General features: G+C 42.3%; 17 protein-coding genes. 8 read left to right on the forward strand and 9 right to left on the reverse strand.

Annotated elements, in window-relative coordinates; genetic code table 11:
• The first annotated feature begins 415 nt into the window (after positions 1-415).
• The 3 genes from M2444_RS09625 (at position 416) to M2444_RS09635 (ending at position 3,385) form a co-directional block, all read left to right on the forward strand.
• Positions 416-1,324, forward strand: coding sequence for an alpha/beta fold hydrolase (locus M2444_RS09625; protein WP_280786823.1), 909 nt, complete (start codon positions 416-418; stop codon positions 1,322-1,324).
• Between the two features lie 50 nt (positions 1,325-1,374).
• A complete protein-coding gene (locus M2444_RS09630; RefSeq protein ID WP_094875111.1) occupies positions 1,375-2,220 on the forward strand; it encodes a sugar phosphate isomerase/epimerase family protein in 846 nt (281 codons plus the stop codon).
• 118 nt (positions 2,221-2,338) lie between these two features.
• A complete protein-coding gene (locus M2444_RS09635) occupies positions 2,339-3,385 on the forward strand; it encodes a glycosyltransferase family 4 protein (protein WP_280786824.1) in 1,047 nt (348 codons plus the stop codon).
• A gap of 12 nt (positions 3,386-3,397) precedes the next feature.
• Here M2444_RS09635 and M2444_RS09640 read toward each other — a convergent pair whose 3' ends face one another.
• A complete protein-coding gene (locus M2444_RS09640) occupies positions 3,398-4,192 on the reverse strand; it encodes an AraC family transcriptional regulator (RefSeq protein ID WP_094870154.1) in 795 nt (264 codons plus the stop codon).
• A gap of 135 nt (positions 4,193-4,327) precedes the next feature.
• Here M2444_RS09640 and M2444_RS09645 point away from each other — a divergent pair, with 135 nt between their 5' ends.
• Complete coding sequence (locus tag M2444_RS09645; protein WP_094870155.1) at positions 4,328-5,671, forward strand: glycoside hydrolase family 30 protein; 1,344 nt, start codon at positions 4,328-4,330, stop codon at positions 5,669-5,671.
• Positions 5,672-5,761: 90 nt separating this feature from the next.
• Here M2444_RS09645 and M2444_RS09650 read toward each other — a convergent pair whose 3' ends face one another.
• The 4 genes from M2444_RS09650 to M2444_RS09665 form a co-directional block, all read right to left on the reverse strand.
• Positions 5,762-7,366, reverse strand: a complete 1,605-nt coding sequence (locus M2444_RS09650) for an extracellular solute-binding protein (RefSeq protein WP_280786825.1) — start codon at positions 7,364-7,366, stop codon at positions 5,762-5,764.
• A 45-nt stretch (positions 7,367-7,411) separates the two neighbouring features.
• Positions 7,412-8,335, reverse strand: a complete 924-nt coding sequence (locus tag M2444_RS09655; RefSeq protein ID WP_042187073.1) for a carbohydrate ABC transporter permease — start codon at positions 8,333-8,335, stop codon at positions 7,412-7,414.
• Between the two features lie 17 nt (positions 8,336-8,352).
• Positions 8,353-9,276 carry an ABC transporter permease gene (locus M2444_RS09660; RefSeq protein WP_094870157.1) on the reverse strand — a complete coding sequence of 308 codons (924 nt, stop codon included), beginning with the start codon at positions 9,274-9,276 and terminating at the stop codon, positions 8,353-8,355.
• Between the two features lie 81 nt (positions 9,277-9,357).
• On the reverse strand, positions 9,358-10,962 hold the full coding sequence (locus M2444_RS09665; protein ID WP_280786826.1) for an extracellular solute-binding protein: 1,605 nt from the start codon (positions 10,960-10,962) through the stop codon (positions 9,358-9,360).
• A 248-nt stretch (positions 10,963-11,210) separates the two neighbouring features.
• On the opposite strand from M2444_RS09665, the gene M2444_RS09670 reads away from it, so the two are divergent.
• Both M2444_RS09670 and M2444_RS09675 read left to right on the forward strand, forming a co-directional pair.
• Positions 11,211-12,932, forward strand: a complete 1,722-nt coding sequence (locus M2444_RS09670; RefSeq protein ID WP_094875108.1) for a sensor histidine kinase — start codon at positions 11,211-11,213, stop codon at positions 12,930-12,932.
• A 14-nt stretch (positions 12,933-12,946) separates the two neighbouring features.
• A complete protein-coding gene (locus M2444_RS09675) occupies positions 12,947-14,689 on the forward strand; it encodes a response regulator transcription factor (RefSeq protein WP_280786827.1) in 1,743 nt (580 codons plus the stop codon).
• On the opposite strand, the gene M2444_RS09680 is transcribed toward M2444_RS09675, so the two are convergent.
• Complete coding sequence (locus M2444_RS09680; protein ID WP_280786828.1) at positions 14,646-15,740, reverse strand: glycosyltransferase; 1,095 nt, start codon at positions 15,738-15,740, stop codon at positions 14,646-14,648. The two genes, M2444_RS09675 and M2444_RS09680, sit on opposite strands and share 44 nt — an antisense overlap.
• A gap of 220 nt (positions 15,741-15,960) precedes the next feature.
• Between M2444_RS09680 and M2444_RS09685 the strand changes: the two genes are divergently transcribed.
• Positions 15,961-16,848: a DUF4850 domain-containing protein gene (locus M2444_RS09685; RefSeq protein WP_280786829.1), complete on the forward strand. Its 888-nt coding sequence runs from the start codon at positions 15,961-15,963 to the stop codon at positions 16,846-16,848.
• Between the two features lie 130 nt (positions 16,849-16,978).
• Entirely contained in the window at positions 16,979-17,791 is an 813-nt protein-coding gene (thiD, locus tag M2444_RS09690; RefSeq protein ID WP_280786830.1) for a bifunctional hydroxymethylpyrimidine kinase/phosphomethylpyrimidine kinase, read from the forward strand.
• 89 nt (positions 17,792-17,880) lie between these two features.
• Here thiD and M2444_RS09695 read toward each other — a convergent pair whose 3' ends face one another.
• The 3 genes from M2444_RS09695 to M2444_RS09705 all read right to left on the reverse strand — a co-directional run bounded on the left by M2444_RS09695 (position 17,881) and on the right by M2444_RS09705 (position 19,489).
• Positions 17,881-18,255 (reverse strand): DoxX family protein, encoded by a 375-nt coding sequence (locus M2444_RS09695; protein ID WP_280786831.1) that lies wholly within the window; start codon positions 18,253-18,255, stop codon positions 17,881-17,883.
• A 246-nt stretch (positions 18,256-18,501) separates the two neighbouring features.
• The gene (locus M2444_RS09700; protein ID WP_094870164.1) at positions 18,502-18,933 is read right to left on the reverse strand and encodes an RrF2 family transcriptional regulator; all 432 of its coding nucleotides are present in this window, start codon (positions 18,931-18,933) and stop codon (positions 18,502-18,504) included.
• Between the two features lie 127 nt (positions 18,934-19,060).
• Positions 19,061-19,489, reverse strand: coding sequence for a hypothetical protein (locus M2444_RS09705; protein ID WP_280786832.1), 429 nt, complete (start codon positions 19,487-19,489; stop codon positions 19,061-19,063).
• Between the last annotated feature and the right edge of the window lie 66 nt (positions 19,490-19,555).

Below are 19,555 nucleotides of genomic sequence, written 5' to 3' on the forward strand. Positions count from 1 at the left end.
GGGCGGGTTTCCCCGCCCCAAAGAACATCCACACCCACTAACAGATACCCGAGAAGCTACTTTCTGTTCTCTTACACAAACTTCTTGACGCTACCTTCGCGCCTAGTGGTAAGTGTACTTTGTGCAACTAATCCCCTCCAATCTAGCAATATCCGCTAATTTCCAGAGATATAGTTGTACAGAGTGCATCTATATCGCTTTTATGCGCGTAAAGTGGCTATTTAGTTGTACGAAATGCACGTATCAGGCTTCGGGATGGATGTTAGCATCAAAAATCAAAAATTCTGTGTGCCGACTCACCTCCCACCTTCTTTTTCACAGTAATGTTTCTATTTCTTTCTCCCCCTTGCGAACTCTCGTAGTATACTAATTGGAATAAGATGTATATTCTTTATTTTGGATATGGAGGTCTGTGATGGTAAATAGCTTTAAGAATACCAAGGCGCAAGAACGAGTGTGGCAATCCTATCAGCAGCTTGTTGAGCAGTGGCCCACTCCACTTGAGGAAATCGATATTCCTACCTCATATGGACTGACACATTGCATCCTTGCTGGTCAAAAGAGTAATCCACCTTTACTCCTGTTCCATGGTGTTGGCGATAACTCGGCGGTCATGTGGATCTTAAACATCGAGGAATTATCGAAGCATTTTTATTGCATTGCTATTGATACTTTAGGCGGACCTGGTAAAAGCATACCTAATGAGCATTTTAACAAACAGAATTTTGAGCAAGTGGCATGGATTAACGAAATAGCGACACATCTAAGGGTTGAAGTCTTTAATCTCGCGGGTGTGTCCAATGGCGCCTATATTGCTTTTAATTATGCGACCAAGCAACCGGACAAAGTGAACCGTGTCGTTTGTTTGGAGGGTGGAATGGTTAATGCACCGATTAAAGCCATGATCCAAACCTTAATGATGATGTTCCCGGAGATTCTGATTCCAACGGATCGCAATTTACTGAAAGTTCTGAAGAAGTTAAGCGCCCCTAACTCCCCTTTATTTGACAACCATCCAGTATTAGCTGCTCATCTGATCCTTTTAATGCGCACTCATAATCAGCAAGCTATGTTTGTGCATAAGCTTCATCCGTATGATCAAAACGCCGCAGTCGCAGTTAGAGACAAGCTCTATTTTCTAGTTGGAGAACACGCGCTAAAGCAATCGAAGGATTTCATAAATATTTTAGAAGCTGGAAAGTTCTATTACCAAGTCATCCCCCATGCGGGACACGGCATTAATCACGAGCAACCGGATAGAATAAACACTGAGATCATCAATTTCCTGACAAACGATAAGGATAAATCACTTGCATCCAGATGAAAGCGCTACTATTATGTTTGTAATTACACATACCTATCTTAGATAAGGAGATGATTACCATCAGATACGGAACATTAGCGCATACATTTGGTTGTTTACCCCTCAAATCGTTGACAGCAACGCTTCAGAATTATGATATCGATTTTGTTCAACTTGCTTTATCCAAAGCTATTCAGGACATCAACACCTCCACAGGTAAATTAAGTCCAGGCCTCGCAAACTATATTGGTGAACAATTTGAAAGAGCAGGTATACGTATCGGCGCGTTAGGCTGTTACATCAATCCCATTCATCCAGATCCTGTTATCCGGAGATTAGAAATAGATCGCTTCAAAGAACATCTTCGGTATGCCCGCCAATTCGGCGCCCCAATGGTGGCTACGGAGACGGGCGCTCTGACTACTTTCCAAGCACAAGACCCGCTCCATTACGAAGATATCGGCTGGGATATTTTAAGGGAAACTGTACAAGAGCTTGCGGAGGAAGCTGAAAAATGGGGTGTTTTTCTGGGATTGGAGGGTGTCTGCACACATACTCTTTCTACACCAGACAAGATGCGCCGCATCTTAGATGAAATTCCCTCAGGCAATATTGGTGTAGTCTTGGATCCATGCAATTTTATTGGTGACGCTGTAGATATGCAGGATCAAATTGTTGATGACGCCTTCAGGTTGTTCGGGGATCGGATCATTTTGGCGCATTTAAAAGACATCTATCAAGATGGAGAGAGAACTTACCACGGTAAGGCTGGTGGAGGGCATTTCCATACTGAAGCTTTCCTGAGCAAACTCCAGCAATTTAAGCCCATGATCGACGTATCTTTAGAAGATATAACGAACCTCGAGATTAATGAGACCGTTGCTTTACTAAAGAATATCGCTCTTATGGAAAAATAATGATTTTTAAACTAGATAAATGGTACCTTTCTAAGCGAATTGAATAAAATAAGAAACAGAACGATTGAGTAACTTCGTTTGACGATTAAGCCCTAACTTGGAAGGGACGGGATTACCGATGAGATTCACATTCCCTATTCTGACCTTATCACATGGTGGAGCTCAACGCATGCTGGTAGAACTCACCAATGGGCTGACAGCTATGGGGCATCAGGTTACTATCCTCATGCCTGTGGATGGTGTTGTTTCCTATGATGTCCGCTCCACCTTAATCCGCTCCACACATATGTCGCCTAAAGAACAGGACTATCCCCCAGGCGATGTTATTGTTTCTAATTTCCATACAACAGTCCCTACCTCTCAAGCAGCTAGCAATCAAGGAAAAGGAATTCATGTAAGATTATCATTATGTTATGAACCCCCCTTTTTACCAGATAGCTCGCTGTCGTTCCCTTCTTATCATGTCACAGAGCATCTAATTGTTTTATCGCATTGGCAGCAGGAGCTGATTCGTTTAAATCATGGGATCACAGGAAAAATCGTGCCCATTGGCATTAGCTCATCCTTCAAGAATATGAATATCCGTTACAGTCTTCAGGAGCCTTTAAACATAACAGCAATATTAAGAAAAGCAGAACGTGGTTTCTCATGGCACCGTGAGCAAGACTATCTTATAGAGCAACTGGATCATGTGAAAAATCAATGTCCCCATGTAAATATTAACTTTATCAGTCCGCCCGACGAGTTCAATACTTCAGAAGTTCTCCAAAGAATGAAAGCTACTGGCAAATATCGATTCTTCACGCCAGCGAATGATGAAGAGCTCTGTTACCATTACAACGGTGCAGATATCTTTGTTAGTTCTAGTATTTTTGATACGGGTTCTTTGCCGGGGCTTGAAGCCATGCGGTGTGGCGCAGCACTGGTCTGTGTTTATTCAGGTGGAAATATGGAATACGCAAATCACGAGAAGAACTGCCTGCTCTCCTATCGGTACGAGAATCGGCTTGGTGAAGATGTCATCCGCCTAATCCGAGACCCAAACTTAAGAACTAAATTGGCCGCACAAGGTGAAAGATCTTCCCACAAATGGACATGGGCAAATAGTGTCAGGTTATTTGAGCAAGCGGTTAGGGACTTCTTGTTAAAAACTAGACGATCTTAAAAATAGTGAAGGCTACTCTCTCTTACGATAGTTGCCTGGGGAGACGCCATAACGTTCCCGAAATACCCTGTGGAAATAGGTGTAGCTTCCAAACCCCGTCTCCTCTGCTATTCGCTCTAAGGTATAATTGGTGTTGTCCATTAATCGAAGAGCCATAGCAAGCCGAATTTGCCCAGCATATTGCATAATAGAGTAGCCGAATTGAATTTTGAATACATGTACGGCCCTCGTTACACTAATTCCTGCATGGGCAGCTACATCCTTTAATCTGATCTCTGATGTAGCATGCTCCTCTACATAACTCTTCATCTTAAGCCCGTGTAGCAGTGAGGCTGATGATGATGCAGGTGCTTCTTCCATAGCCCGATCTAACAGCAGGCATAGCGCTTTAAACAGCGCCTCAAGTATTTCAGGGCTCCCCCCATCTAATCTTCTATTCTCCAGATCAAGCTGTTGCCATATACTTTGCAGTTTGCCGTCATCCGCAATTCTAACCTTCTTCGGTCTTTCGCGCAGGTTCCACCACTGATCCACCCATTCCCCTGTACACATTACAAAATAGTCCACACTATGTCCCAGCTTACTCTTCTTTTCGCCGATTCTCAGATCATATATATCTTGAGGCTTAAATAATAACAGATCACCAGGCACCACGGTTACCATGTCTCCATCGATCAGTACTTCACACTCTCCTTCTGCTTGCAGCCTTATGATATAGGTATCCAGCCCACTGCGATATAATTGCCGAAAAGGCTGAGTATGGCGAATAAAGCCGCATAGGCTTATTTGGACACTATTAGTTTCCATAGCATTCACTCCTCTTCCCTAAGTAGTCGATGACCAGATTGTTGAGGTTCTTAGCCATATTGTTTCTTCAAAGAACAGTGAATCTCCTTCTATAATAAAGACAGAATTTATATGTACAGGAGGTTACCAACCACTATGAGTAAAATTGTTCGCGTCATTCAAACAGCAAAAGAAACTACCGACCGACTAACAGAAAAAGACCCTCTGATCTTCCTCCCCGATACGTCAGGCGTCGAATCAGAGCTCATCAATATTTATGATGATTTGGAGTATCAGGAAATGGAAGGTTTCGGTGGTGCACTTACCGAGGCTTCTGCTGTTACCATCGCTAAACTAAGTGAAGCTAAACAGAAAGAAATCATCGACGCTTATTTTGATCCTAAGGATGGTATTGGATTTACCCTTTGCCGTTCGCATATCCAAAGCTGTGACTTCTCACTGGGCAACTACGCGTATGTAGAAGAAGGCGATGCAGAGCTCCGTTCGTTCGATATTTCCAGAGATCAAGAGTCAATTATCCCCCTAATCAAAAATGCTGCAGCAGCTGTTGGCGAAGATTTCCGTTTGTTCTCTTCTCCTTGGAGTCCACCAGCTTTTATGAAAACGAACGGTCAAATGAACGGTGGTGGAGCTCTTAAGCCTGAATACCGTGAGGCTTGGGCCAACATGTTCGTAAAATATATTCAGGCTTACGCTGCGGAAGGCATCGATATTTGGGCCGTTAGTGTTCAGAACGAAGCAAAGGCTGTACAAATATGGGATTCTTGCCTTTATACTGCCGAAGAAGAAAAAGATTTTGTTCGTGATTACTTGGGACCAGCCTTGGAACAAGCCGGTTTGGCTCATGTAAAGGTTATGATCTGGGATCATAACAAGGAGCGCGTGTATGACCGTGCCAAGGTTGCCTTTGAAGATCAAGAAGCTTCCAAATACATTTGGGGAATTTGCTTCCACTGGTACTCCGGCGATCACTTCGAAGCCCTATCGGCCGTTCATGATCGCTTCCCAGACAAGAAGTTGTTCTTCAGCGAAGGCTGCCAAGAAGGTGGCGTTCATCTCGGCTCATGGAACACAGGCGAACGTTACGGCCATGATATCATTGGCAATCTGAACAATTGGATGTCATGCTGGACAGACTGGAATATTGTGTTGGACGAGCAAGGCGGACCTAACCATGTGGGTAACTTCTGCGATGCTCCAATTATCGGGGATACGAAAAACGATGAAATAATATTTGAGAGCTCCTTCTATTACATCGGACATTTCAGTAAATATATTCGCCCAGGTGCTAAACGAATTGGACATTCCAAATATACAGATAAGCTTGAAACTACAGCTTTCCGTAATCCAGATGGTACTATTGCTGTTATCGTTATGAACCGCACGGAACAAGAGCTTCCTTTCAGCCTGCGCTTCCATAACAGCTTGGCTGAGAACATGATACCGGCTCATGCTATTCAAACCCTGCTCATTAAATAGAAATTTCGAAAGCTAAAAACACAGCATGTCTCTGAGGGATTGGAGACTTGCTGTGTTTTGTTTTAGTCGAAATAGACCTTGGAAAGGTTCTTATTCTACATTCACATAACGACTGTAAGCATCGGTACGAATTTTAACCAGCTTCTCCAGTCCCATTCCCCGCAGCTGTTTCACATAATCAGCCCAGCCCTCGTCAATTTTACCTGTAATTATAAACTGAGCACGCATTGTATTGACGTAACTATCGATGTCCGTAGTCAAAGCCGGTAGCATCTGAAACTCTTCAGCGGTGTACATTACATCAGGGAAAGGCGGCGTTGTATAATCACTTCCCAGCTTGTCGAGCTGCAGCTTCAGTCCATCTCCGGTTTTTGGGTTAAGCAAGATGGATTTCTCAAACACTGGACTGACATATTTCGGCCCGAAATCCCGGAGTGATTGATCCCAATACCAGGCATCAGCACTGGTACCCATCGGTGGGTCCATTAATGTATAGGAACCATTGACATTTTTCTCAATAACGGTGTCTATCGCTCCCCAGAAATTTTGAATGCTTGCTTCATTGGTATAGAACTGGTCAGCCCAGCGGGCAGCAATCTCTGGATATTTACAAGAAGTAGAAATAAGCAGCTCGTTGCGCTCCAGATTCATTCCATACGGATTTCCTATGGTGTAGCGCTTACCCTCCGGTCCTGCAATCGGGGGAATCGTGATATATTGATCACTCCATTTACCAAACACGGCATCTGGCGTCCACTGATACGAGAATCCTACAATAGGAGCATCCGGATTAAGAAACTTGGCTGATCTCATCGTTTCATCTTGGGTGAATAACTCTTTATCAAGCAACCCGTCAACAAATAATTTATGCTCCCATTTGAGCCCTTCTTTGTATGCCTCTGAAACAGGGTAATATACAGCATTTCCGTCTTGGACAACCATAAAGTTATTGTTCAGATCCGTAATTCCAAAGGGACTGATGAGATCATTACTTACTTCAATAACAGGTATCTCATCCAGTCTTCCATTCCCATTAGGGTCACGTTCTTTAAAAGCTTTTAGCACGTTGTATAGATCATCAATCGTACCCGGAACCTTCAATCCCAATTTATCCAGCCAGGTTTTGTTAATCACGGGTTGGCGCGAGCTTTTAGGGCGTAAAGGTAATCTTGCAGGCAAAGAGTAGATTTTCCCATCCGGAAAAGTACTGATTTTTTTCAATTCAGGTTCTTCCTGCATGGCTGCTTTGAGGTTAGGCATATACATTTCGATATAGTCATCAAGCGGCCTGAATAAGCTTAAATTATTGACGATATCTGAATCTCCGAAGGTCTCACTCCCTAAAATGATATCTGGAAGTGTCCCGCTTGCCAGCAAAATAGACTTACGTTCACTCCAATCATTCGCAGACATCACCTGCCATTCGATTTTGACATTCGTATTTTTTTCCAAATCCTTCAGCCATTGATTCTGGATAAAGTTATCTCCCATGCTTCCCCACCGAACCGTTAGAACCTTCAGCGTCATGGGCTTATCCACGATTGGCAAACCTTCTTTATGAAATTGACCCGGATCAGATTCAACAGAGTTTACCCCTTTATCCCCTTTACAGGCTGTAAGGCCAGCAAGTAACGTTGTCACTAAAAGAATGACGGTGATTGTTCTATTGATACTGTTTTTGGGTTGCTTTTTCATTACGGTCTTGCTCCCTCACAAATGTTAGTAGAAAAGCAGAAGAGCTTATTCCTTCACTGCGCCGATCATTACCCCTTGATTAAAGTATTTTTGCACAAATGGGTATACACACATAATTGGAACAGTTGCCACGATAATAACTGAATACCGCATCATATTAGCGAGCCGTAACGCGATTTGTGCGGCTTCTCCGGTCCCCATACCAGACTGCATCTGATTGGTAATCAGAATATTTCGCAGGATCAGCTGCAAAGGATACATATTAGGATTCTTCAAATAAATCAAGGCATTAAAATATGAATTCCAATACCCTACAGCGATCCATAAACCTAACACTGCAATAATAGCCTTCGACAACGGTAGAACGATCTGTGCAAAATAACGGAGATTTCCACAACCATCAATTTGCGCTGCTTCCCATAAATCGCCCGGAATACTAGTCTGGAAAAAAGTTCGTGCCACTATGATATTAAAAACTCCAACTGCGAAAGGCAGTACCATAACCAAGAAAGTATCATAGAGATGGAAATCACGAACCGTTAAAAAAGTAGGAATCAAACCCCCGTTAAAGAACATTGTAAAGATGAAAAACAGTGAAATATATTTCCGCCCCACAAGGTCCTTTCTTGACAACGCATAGGCGGCTGAGATATTAACTACTAAACCGATTGCAGTCCCAACCACCGTGTACAGGATGGTATTCCAATATCCGATCCAAATATTCTCATGACGAAGCAGCTCTTTATAACCATCAAAAGTAAACCCTTTAGGAAATAGCCAAACTTGACCTCCTGCCACCGCGGAAGGATCACTGAACGAAGCAATGACGATAAAATACAGCGGATAGATCAGGATGATTAGAAAAATTGCCGATATTACGTACATCACAATTTCCATTATAGTATCTGATGAGCGATTCTTCTTTATTTTTCCTACATTTCCTTTTGTCGCTGTCTCTAAACCTCCCATTTCAATGCTCCTCCCTTCTACCACAAGCTATTTTCGCTTAATTTTTTAGAAATCTGATTGACCATGATCAATAAAATAAAATTAATGACCGTGTTGAACAGGTTGATCGCCGACGAAAAGCTATACTGACTGCTGAGCAGACCAATTTTGTAGACATATGTAGACAGAATTTCACTTGAAGTGATGTTCAAGTCATTTTGCATCAGATACACCTTTTCAAATCCAACCCCAAGCAGCCCCCCGACCCGCAGGATAAGCAATGTTATCGCTGTTGGCATCAGCATCGGAATATCGATGTAACGAATTTTATGCATCCGACTTGCGCCGTCCACGGTTGCAGCCTCGTACAAACTAGGATCAACAGCAGAGAGAGCAGCGATAAAGATAATACTGTCCCAGCCGACATGCTGCCACACATCCGACCAGACGTACACACTGCTGAATAATCCGGCAGAGCCCATCAGATCAGGAGCTTCTTTCCCAAAAAGACTATATATATTGCCCAGTAGTCCGGTGCTAGGTGAGAACAGAATCATCATTAAGCCCACCATAACTACGGTTGAGATAAAGTGAGGCATATAGGACACCGTCTGAAAAAAACGTCTGAAACGGTTTGGTCTCATCTGGTTAACCATCAGCGCAAGTATAATCGGAATCGGAAACGTAATCAGACTGTACACACTGATGATTAGTGTATTTTTAATCGTTGCTGAAAATTGATAGGAATTAAAAAACTTCTCGAAGTATTTGAATCCGGCCCATGGACTTCCGCCAATTCCTAATGCCGGGCTATAATCCTTAAAGGCAATGAGCACCCCATACATGGGTTTATATGCGAACAATAACGTAAGGACTACTGCAGGAAAAAGCAACGTATACAGACCCCAGTTTTGTTTGATTTGTCCGAGTTTCCTACTCAAATGAATTGGATTAGATTTCATAACATCCCCTCCTTATTAAAAATAGAGAATGCTACCCCACAGATTTATGTAGGGCAGCACCTTTTTCGAAAGACGAATAGGTTATTTTACACTCATATAACGACTGTAAGCATCTGTGCGAATTTTAACTAATTTTTCAAGACCCATTTTATTAAGCTGTTTGACATAATCATCCCAGCCTTCGTCAATTCCGCCTTTGCTAATAAATTGAGCGCGCATTGTATTCACATAACCGTCTATATCCGTGGTCAAGGTTGGCAGCTCCTCGAACTCATCGGAGGTATACATAACGTTAGGGAAAGGTTCTGTTACATATTCACTGCCCAGCTTATCCAGCTGAAGCTTCAGTCCATCTCCACTTTCAGGATTAAGGACAATTTTCTGTTCAAAGGATGGGCTCACATATTTGGGTCCGAAATCTCGAAGAGACTGATCCCAGTACCAGGCATCTGCGCTGGTTCCAGCAGGTGGATCCATCAATGTATAGGTGCTGTCATCATTCTTTTTAATTACAGTTCCAATCGCACCCCAAAAATTCTGAATGCTCGCTTCGTTCGTGTAGAACTGATCTGCCCAACGTGCAGCAACCTCTGGATACTTACTAGACGTAGTAATCAGCAGTTCATTACGGTTAAGACTCATCCCAATAGGATTCCCGATGGTATAACGCTTACCATCCGGTCCGGCAATCGGTGGAATCGTCACATATTGATCGCTCCATTTACCAAACACAGCGTCCGGGGTCCACTGGTAAGTAAAGCCCACAATCGGAGCATCCGGATTTTGGAACTTCGCCGATCTCATCGTATCATCCTGAGTGAATACTTCTTTATCTAACAAACCTTCCGCATACAATTTATTTTCCCATTTGAGTCCTTCTTTGAACGCCTCCGAAACAGGGAAATAGATCGCTTTTCCGTCCTTGATAATCATATTGTTGTTATTCAAGTCTGCAATTCCGAAAGGACTGATCAAGTCATTCCCAATTTCAATAAAAGGAATCTCATCTTTTTTGCCATTTCCGTTTGGATCTTGTTCCTTGAAAGCTTTAAGTACGTTGTATAACTCATCAATCGTTTCAGGAGTCTTCAGACCCAATTTATCGAGCCAAGTTTTGTTAATCACAGGCTGACGAGAGCTTTTTGGACGCGATGGAAGTCTTGTTGGCAGTGAATAGATTTTCCCGTCAGGAAAAGTGCTGATTTTTTTCAACTCAGGCGTTTCTTCCATGGCCGCTTTAAGATTTGGCATATTTTTTTCAATATAATCATCTAACGGCCGGAAAAAGCTTAGATTATTAACGATATCGGAATCTCCGAAGGTTTGATTTCCGAGGATAATATCTGGAAGTGTACCGCTAGCCAGCAGAATGGACTTCTGTTCGGCCCAATCATTGGAGGACATCACTTGCCATTCGATTTTGACATTTGTATTTTTTTCAAGATCCTTCAGCCATTGATTCTGCGTAAACGTGTCTCCCATGCTTCCCCAACGTACGGTCAGCACCTTAAGTGTTACAGGCTCATTAACAATTGGCAGACCTTCTTTGTTGTAACTGCTCGTCTCACTAGTTGCAGCATTATTCCCGTCTTTTCCGCCGCAGCCAGCAATACCAAATACCATAGCAGCCGCCAGCAGACCCACAGTCCATTTCTTTGCCGTCTTTTGCTTACTGTCTTGGCTCATCCTCTTAATCCCCCATTTCAATTAATCAAAGTTCATCGGAATAGCTTAATCATAGCTTCTTATTTTTTCGTATTCCGGACTCTTTAAGACGGTTATCCAGACCTTTGAATTCGCTTACAAAATCAAATATCCTCGCTTGAAGAGACTTAATAACAGTATCCCGACTTCTGTATGTGCTTTCCGGACTTTGCGGTAAATCGCTAGTGAGTTCTCCTGTATTTTTCCTGCAGAGGTCTTATAATGATTTTATGAACAAAAAAACAGCGGAACACAAAACCTACCCCATTCGTCATTATATAAAAGTCATGATGGCGGTCTCGTTCACAGTCCTCATTCTGGATTTAGCGATCAGCATTACTTCCATTTCTATCGTTAAGCAGCAGTCCACTCGAAATTTACAGGATACTGCGGCACTCTACATTAATCGCATCAATCATGATTTTGCCTACATTAATCACTATATGGGCTGGACGCTTGGGAACGATGAGAGCTTGCTTGCGATGAATACTTACGGGGTCAACAGTATCGAGTTCTTGAAAGCAAATGATAATCTGCATAAACGCTTTACCGAGCTGCAAAAAAACTACGGACATGAGTACAACTTTTTCTACTATTTGAAAAATGAGAACTACTTTTTAAATTGTGCACCGATCAGTGTGACCTATACAGATTACAGGCAGCTCAAAACGAAGATTATTTCTTATATTGATGATAAGGAGATGTATGAGAAGTTTTATTCCAAATGGACGCCAATCCTTGTTAACAACCATTACTACGTGATTAATATCGTTCCCTATTACAATCGTTATTTAATTGGACTGATCTCCGCAGATAATTTGATCCGCCCTCTACGCCAAATTAATCTGGGTGCTAATGGTTATGTTTCTCTAGTAGATGAGAATGAACAGCCTTTATCAAGTCCCATATCGAACAGCGGAAAGCTGATAACGGAAAAGGGAGGCTTCTCTAATCTTTTGCAATCGCGTACAACCATCAACAGCGCCTTCTCGGACACCACTTTCAGCACCAAAATGGTCATAAAATATGGCATATTCGAAAAAATCATCATTGCTCAGCTGCTTATAATGTTACTCTTCTTCATTGTGACGTCCACTTTATGCATCGTTCTGCTGTTTTTCAAGAAAAGAGTACTAGGCCCGATTCAAAGCTTCTCTGAGAACCTTGCTTCAATTAATGAGGCTGGGCAACCCGCAGATTTCAAAAGCAGTGAGATTATAGAGCTGGAACAAGCAAACACACAGTTCAAAGATTTAGTTGAACAAATCAAAACCTTCAAAATCACTATGTACGAGCAGGAACTGGAGAAGCAGCGGATACAACTGGATTATATGAAGCTACAGATCAAGCCCCACTTTTTCTTGAATTGCCTGACTAGCATCTATAGCATGGCCCAAATTGAAATGTATAAAGAAATTGAGAATATGACGTTGTCTACGTCGAAATATTTCCGTTATATTTTTCAAAATGGTGAGAATTTTGTCCGGCTGGAGGATGAAATCGAGCATGTCCGAACCTATCTGGAGATTCAAAAGCAACGTTATCAGGATGCATTTATTTACACTATTGAGCAAGAGGATCAGGCAAGCTGTGTAGAAATTCCGCCATTAGTGCTGCAAACCTTCATTGAAAATTCTATTAAATATGCGATTTCACGAGAACATGTAGTAGAGATCAGGCTTACAGTCCAGCGACTACGGATTGAAGAGGAAGATATGCTCGTTATCCAGCTCACCGACACCGGTCCCGGTTTTCCACCGCAAGTGTTAGAGAAGCTTAATCTTGGTGAGCCCTTGGATCAAAGCAACGGTATGCAAATCGGCATTATGAATACGCTTAAACGACTGGAATATCTCTATTTAAAAAGAGCAACAATCACCTTTTCCAATTTGGAGAGCGGCGGCGCTAGTGTAATCTTATCTCTTCCGGAGCTTCCTAAAAAATCTAAATGAATGGAGAGCTAACTATGAATGTACTGCTTGTTGATGATGATTTTTATGTTATCGCTGCATTGCAAAAGAGAATTGATTGGGAATCGTTACACATTGATACGGTCTATACAGCAAATAATGTCGCTCAGGCACGTGAAATAATAGAAAAGCATTCTATTCAAATTCTGATTTCGGATATTGAAATGCCTCAGGGTAGCGGATTGGAATTACTGGCATGGATTCGCGAAGGGAATTATAGTATTCAGACTATACTTCTTACTAATTATGCCGATTTCAACTATGCGCAGAAAGCGATTGAATTGCAAAGCTTTGAATATTTTCTAAAGCCCATCGAATTTGATAAGCTGATGCTGATTATCCACAAGGCTGTCACACAGGCAAAAGAGCAGCAAAGAAATGAAAAAGCCATTCAAGGCGGTTACTTTTGGCAAAAAAACCAGGCGAAGATTCTCGAACATTTTTGGCGTAAGCTGGTTAGTGGAAGCACATCATTTCCGATTAAATTAGCAGACATCACCCTTGCCATTGAGGAACAGAACCTTTCCTATCAAATGAGCGACACTCTGCAGCCTTTAATCTTCAACCTATTTCCATACAACGGTAGTATGGGAAAAGAAGAGAAGGATCTTTTTGATTTTGCCCTGCTGAACGTATTATACGAATTGTTACGGAGTCCTTGCTTTACCATCGAGAGCATTCTGGAATATAAAGATTATAATTGGATCGCTTTATTAAAATGGAACCAGACACCAGACACGCCCTTGCTTGAAGAATTATGCTCTTCCTTTATTCAAAAGGCGATTCCATATTTAAAATGCGACGTCTGCTGCAATATTGGTTTATCCGATAAACTGACTCATGTGGGAAATGTTCTGAAACAATCGCTTCGCATGGATGAGGAAATTACGAGATGCAGAAATCAGACTTTTTTAGTGGAAGCCTACCTCTATCAAAATAAAACAGGCTATACACCACCGGATCTTGCCTATTTGGAAGAGCTCCTGAACCAGAATCAATTCACTACTTTTCTTGAGGAAGTTACGAAATCTCTAAGGGTTATGCTTAACAATAGAACACTGGAGACCTCTGTCCTTAGCTTGTTCCGCTTAGATATTGTTCAGCTGGTCTATTCATTTCTCAACCTCAAAGGGATACGGTCACACAAACTTTACTCCGGCAAAACTAACGATAAATTATCCTTGCACTCTCTGAACTCGATTGAGGATATGGAAGAATATCTTAAATATCTAGTGACTACAGCCATGAAATACCGTGAGTTTGCCGCACAGACCAAATCCGTCGCAGAGGAAATCAAACAATACATTCATTCGCATTACGGTGACGATCTATCGCGAAATGATTTGGCCGAAATTGTCTACCTCAATCCTGATTATCTGGCAAGAATATTCAAACGAGAAACTGGTGTTTCATTAGGCAGCTACGTCATCCAAGTCAGAATCGCGGCTGCAAAGCATCTTTTGGAATCCACAAATATGTCTGTTTATACTGTCGCAAACAAGGTTGGCTATAACAACTACTCCTACTTCTCTAAGCTGTTTAAGCAAGAGGTCGGACTCCCTCCCAACGATTACAAAAAAGAACAACAATATAATCCAGCATATTTAAAAGAGGGATTATGCCACCGGCGTTGTACGCATACATCTGAACAGCAAAACCCCCAATGTCATAATCATGACTTTGGGGGCTCTTTGGTTAAGCTTGAGACGCTACATATTTGTCACCCAGCAGATTTTTGAAATACGTGCGATTATATAACATGCTAGGATGGGATGGGTAAAAGCTCAGCGCCGTTTCATTATGCTGGTTTGCTAACTCATGTTGGCCGAGCCGATCGTAACAGAGAGCCAATTGAAGATGCGGGAGCCAGGTATAAAAGATCCCATTCTTCATCCCCATCGAATCAACATCCCGCGGCAGCTGTATCGCAAGCTCATACCAGTATGCCGCGGGTTGCAATTGACTTTTTTCCAGAAGAAAGGCTCCAATTCGGCAGCAGAACTCTGAACGTGGCTTATCGTATTGTAAGGTTCTGCATAACGCTTCAAATGAACCCTCTTTATCCCCCAGCCGTTCCCGGCATTCGGCAAGCCTTAAGCAAGCTTGAAAATTATCTTCTATCCAGCCCTGCCCACCCGTCAAAAACAGCTCGTAGTATTTGCAAGCCTCTTCATTTAAGGCATGATCCCGTAATTCATTTGCATAATAGTACTGATCTCTTGGAGAGAATGTTTCTCCCTCGGCCACTCTTTTTTGATAAATCCGCAAATTACGGTCTGTATACTCCTTATCCTTCTCATGGGTAACACAAACATCACTACTGAATGAAGGACCACTTACCTCTAAATATTCATGTACTGGGCCAATCCATTTAAAATTACAGCTCCGGCGAACAAGCCGATTCCGACGTAAGCTAGCTGTGACTTTTCCCGCCTCGTCAAAAGCCAGATTATACTGCATACTCACGCTGTGGATATGTTTTGGCAAAATCTCTTTTAGCTTTTTAAACAGAATCTGATCCGATTCCTTTATATAGTCATCCGCATCCAGCCACAAAATGTACTCCTGAGTAGCTTTACTAAAGGCAAAATTACGTGCGGCACTAAAATTATCGATCCATTCGAAATCATAAATCACAGCTCCGAAGGACAATGCAATCTCTTTCGTCTTATCCGTCGAGCCTGTATCCACGATAACCACTTCATCTACAAGACTTGCAATGCTAGACAAACATCTATGCAGGCTTTTTTCTTCATTTCGTACAATCATACATAAACTAATCGTGACCATACTCGCCCTCCTATAAGCTTTGTTAAAATTACTTTCTATATTGATATGCAGGGTTGGTGAAATGGAATCCTTCACTAACCCGACCGATAATGAAGAACTTCCGAAATATAAAGGTTATATATATTATGAGACTTATACTTTCTAATTTTCATAAGAAACTTCCCACTCCATTCTGATGTCTATATAAGATATAAGTAAGTTCAAAGGAGGTACAGCATATATGAAATCAAAACGAAGAAGCGTTAGAAACGGCTCGATCTTAACTTCAATAGTATGTGTCGTAATGGCACTAGTACTGCTGATTGGCTATAAAGGCCTCAACTGGGGAAAGTCCACCCCTCCACCTACATCCACCAACGCACCAACTAATCTTGCAGCAAATAACGAATCAGAACCCAGGTTCACTCAAGAAGTGCTTGAATTTCCTAACAGCGATCTCAACAATGGACCGGTTCTCATTCCACTGCACACCACGCTGGCACAGTTAAATATCGATAGCGGTGACGAAACCGTAAATACAGTGGTTCCTCCCATTCCTGAAATGACCTTTGCCTTATCTCAAGAAATGAAAAATCAAGTTGAAGCAACGCTTGTCTATAGACCTGATATCGGTGGGGGTTATGTTATACTTGCACCTGCTGGATGGCTAGCCACCGCTGTTGTTGGTGCTAATGGTTCGTATGGGGTTACCTTTCAAGATCCAAACAATCCAGAACAAAACATGAACTATTCAGATACGGCTTGGAGCTGCACAGGCTGTGCTATCACTTCAATCGGGGCCTATTTCCCGGACAAAGCCGAATGGGCTGACGCGATGGGATTTACAATTTATAATCCCCTTAAGTTCAGCGAACGGCATATTTTAGGTGCTGCAGGAGCTGAAGCAAGAACCGTCAGATATACGCTGTCAGCAGACTCAAATGGCTATCAGGACGAGGGAGCTGCCTATTACGATGAAGGAGAATGGGGTTATTTATTCCGTAGCATTAAAATACATCTATCACAAATAACCCAGCATCAGGAAGTAGTGGAAACCCTCATGAAGTTTTTTACAGATAATCATGGCCCCCTCTTTATTGCTGACCCCAATAGAGAGAAGTCGGACTAAGCGTGGGAATTTTTAGAAGAAGGTATTTTCAACCTCTACTCTTGCTTTTTAAAAGACGGATGTGCTAATTTTTGTTATAATCATTGCAGTGCGTTGTTTTTGAATTCAGTTATATAAAGGGGACGTTACCATGACTCAAATTATTAAAACACTAACTATTGCAGGCAGCGACTCCAGTGGTGGTGCAGGGATCCAAGCGGATTTAAAAACCTTTGAAGAATATGGAACCTACGGCTTCAGTGCCTTAACCACTATCGTTACCATGGACCCTGACAATGGATGGCACCACAATGTGTATCCAATTGATGCATCCATTGTTGCTGAGCAGCTAAAAACTATTTTCGCAGGCGGTCCAGTTAATGCCATGAAGACGGGTATGCTGGGAAGTGTTGAAATTGTGCGTGTTGCTGAGCAAGCGATCAAAGAAAATCTACAGACCAATGTAGTGATTGATCCGGTCATGGTCTGCAAGGGTGAAGATGAAGTCTTGAACCCAGACAGCGCAGAAGCTATTCGCGATTTACTGCTGCCATTAGCCACCGTGGTTACACCAAATCTGTTTGAAGCTGGCGTTCTTTCAGGTCTTGGCAAACTTTCTACCCTAGAGGATATGAAAGAAGCTGCTCGTCTGATTCATAAGCTTGGTGCACGTAATGTCGTGGTTAAAGGCGGCAAAGCACTCGGCGGCGATCAAGCAATTGATGTCTTCTTCGACGGTTCTGAGTACACCGTATTTCAAAAAGCCAAAATCGAGCCTGCTCACAATCATGGGGCTGGATGTACCTTTGCCGCTGCCATTACAGGCGGTTTAGCTAACGGTCTATCCGTTCATGAAGCTGTAGCAAAAGCTAAGGATTTCGTCTCCGCAGCCATTCGTAATGGCTTTGCGTTTAATGAATATGTAGGTCCTGTATTTCATGGTGGCTATCGTTTAGAACGTTAAACCCCTAAGCTAAAGATCCAAAAACATAAATGGCAGTCCAGATGCTGAAATTCAGCTCTGAACTGCCATTTTTATTTTGCGAGTATAAATTAATTAAACCCTGGAAAATCAGCTAAATCAGAGAAGCGAATGAAAAATACGATAACAGCTAATACACCGAGCAGTATAATTGGAAACGTATGTTTAAACGAATCCTGTTCACGAATATGAACCAGAACTCCGCCAATGGCCGTAACACCAAGTAAAAGCGCACCTGCCGCTGCCCAGCTAGGCTCCCAGTAGCCAACAACCAAAGCTGCTGCGGCGACAAGCTCAACGAGTCCTGTTACTACGCGAAACCACTGTGGTAACCGCCATTTGTTAAAGTTATCCACGTGCATCGATGAACCCGCTACCTTTCCCAACCCTGCCATAACGAAAGCAAGTACCAACAAGCTTTGCAATACGATGGATACAATATTCATGATCATCACTCCCAACACCTTTATTTGCAACTAAGACAAGCACATATTAAAGTAAAAGAACTCCTTGCTAAAAGACAGTGGATACTTTCAATAATCCTCTTCGTTCACTCCCCCTTGTTACTATATGTGCTCACCTCAAGCACAATACCTCTAAAAATAAAGTTACAGTGGAAACTGCAACTCTGATAAGCACATTATAATAGCCGGAGAAACCCTTGACTAGCACTTTTTTTATACCTTAAATCCTTAAGAAAAGAAATCTACCCGTTCCATCACATTAGTAATCGTATATTGACGTAAATACTCAATGGTTCGTTGTTCGGTCTCTTGGAGAATTCTCTCTAGTTCGACATCGAGCAAAGCACTTGCTCCACACGCCAGATCCACTTCTGGCTCCTCAATCGTACTACTTACTGCCTCATAAATTTCGCCCAGTGTAACCTCATCCGCAGATTTTCGGAGAACGTACCCACCCTCACGTCCACCTTTGGACTCTACGATTCCCGCAGTTGCCAATGACTGCATCACTCTACGCATAAAGGTCGCGTGTGAATTGACTTGGCTTGCAATCATTGCACTAGATAAAATGCTTCCGCTTTTAGCCAGCCAAACAATCGAATGTACCGCTATTTTAAAACGGGGAGGTCCGATGTTCACTCCGCGATTAGCTGTACTCATGCCCCATCTCCCCTTTCAACTGCAATTATATAAAGCACATTATAGAGTAAAACAAGGGGTGGAGCAAACCAAAAAGGACACATCCCGAAGGAATATGCCCTGTAATATTTGGCGTTTCTATGATTTATTATTCAAAATCCGCAAATCGAAAACTTTGCTTATGCTTACGTTTATTATGATCATTCCACGAGAGAACGACTTCCAACTCTTTAGCCCCATTTTTTATAAAAAAATGACTAAAGTTCACCGTCTCATTGGGTCTCATATCATCGCTGAATGTATCTATTAAGATGATTTGCTCCTGATTAGGATCCTGCACGGGTCGGTACAACTCAAACGTTACATCTATGGCATCTTCACTTAAGTTAGTGACTAATAGCTCGTAGCTCTTATATTTTTCCGGTTGTGGCGAAGGCAGTTTACTTTTATGAAGCTCCATCGCCCATTTGGGTGTTTCACGCTTTGCAGGCAACACATTTTTAACAGCAAAAATACTAGAGCCACCAGTAATCATCAAACACAGAACTAGCAGCGTTAGCACAAACTTTCTATTCAATGCTCATGTCTCCTCGCTATAGGGATACATTTAAGATTCACGAACACTGATTTTTTATGCGTATTT

Origin of the sequence: Paenibacillus sp. PastF-3, from assembly GCF_029893135.1 — a bacterium.
In the GTDB taxonomy this organism is placed as follows: Bacteria; Bacillota; Bacilli; order Paenibacillales; family Paenibacillaceae; genus Paenibacillus_AQ; species Paenibacillus_AQ nitricinens.

Bases quoted from the DNA above. Each gene is read 5' to 3' on its own strand.
- M2444_RS09640 (WP_094870154.1), bottom strand. From the start codon at position 4,192: ATGGAAACTAATAGTGTCCAAATAAGCCTATGCGGCTTTATTCGCCAT.
- M2444_RS09650 (WP_280786825.1), bottom strand. From the start codon at position 7,366: ATGAAAAAGCAACCCAAAAACAGTATCAATAGAACAATCACCGTCATT.
- M2444_RS09635 (WP_280786824.1), top strand. From the start codon at position 2,339: ATGAGATTCACATTCCCTATTCTGACCTTATCACATGGTGGAGCTCAA.
- M2444_RS09700 (WP_094870164.1), bottom strand. From the start codon at position 18,933: ATGAGTACAGCTAATCGCGGAGTGAACATCGGACCTCCCCGTTTTAAA.
- M2444_RS09675 (WP_280786827.1), top strand. From the start codon at position 12,947: ATGAATGTACTGCTTGTTGATGATGATTTTTATGTTATCGCTGCATTG.
- M2444_RS09655 (WP_042187073.1), bottom strand. From the start codon at position 8,335: ATGGGAGGTTTAGAGACAGCGACAAAAGGAAATGTAGGAAAAATAAAG.
- thiD (WP_280786830.1), top strand. From the start codon at position 16,979: ATGACTCAAATTATTAAAACACTAACTATTGCAGGCAGCGACTCCAGT.
- M2444_RS09630 (WP_094875111.1), top strand. From the start codon at position 1,375: ATGATTACCATCAGATACGGAACATTAGCGCATACATTTGGTTGTTTA.
- M2444_RS09660 (WP_094870157.1), bottom strand. From the start codon at position 9,276: ATGAAATCTAATCCAATTCATTTGAGTAGGAAACTCGGACAAATCAAA.
- M2444_RS09665 (WP_280786826.1), bottom strand. From the start codon at position 10,962: ATGAGCCAAGACAGTAAGCAAAAGACGGCAAAGAAATGGACTGTGGGT.
- M2444_RS09670 (WP_094875108.1), top strand. From the start codon at position 11,211: ATGAACAAAAAAACAGCGGAACACAAAACCTACCCCATTCGTCATTAT.
- M2444_RS09680 (WP_280786828.1), bottom strand. From the start codon at position 15,740: ATGGTCACGATTAGTTTATGTATGATTGTACGAAATGAAGAAAAAAGC.
- M2444_RS09645 (WP_094870155.1), top strand. From the start codon at position 4,328: ATGAGTAAAATTGTTCGCGTCATTCAAACAGCAAAAGAAACTACCGAC.
- M2444_RS09695 (WP_280786831.1), bottom strand. From the start codon at position 18,255: ATGAATATTGTATCCATCGTATTGCAAAGCTTGTTGGTACTTGCTTTC.
- M2444_RS09625 (WP_280786823.1), top strand. From the start codon at position 416: ATGGTAAATAGCTTTAAGAATACCAAGGCGCAAGAACGAGTGTGGCAA.
- M2444_RS09685 (WP_280786829.1), top strand. From the start codon at position 15,961: ATGAAATCAAAACGAAGAAGCGTTAGAAACGGCTCGATCTTAACTTCA.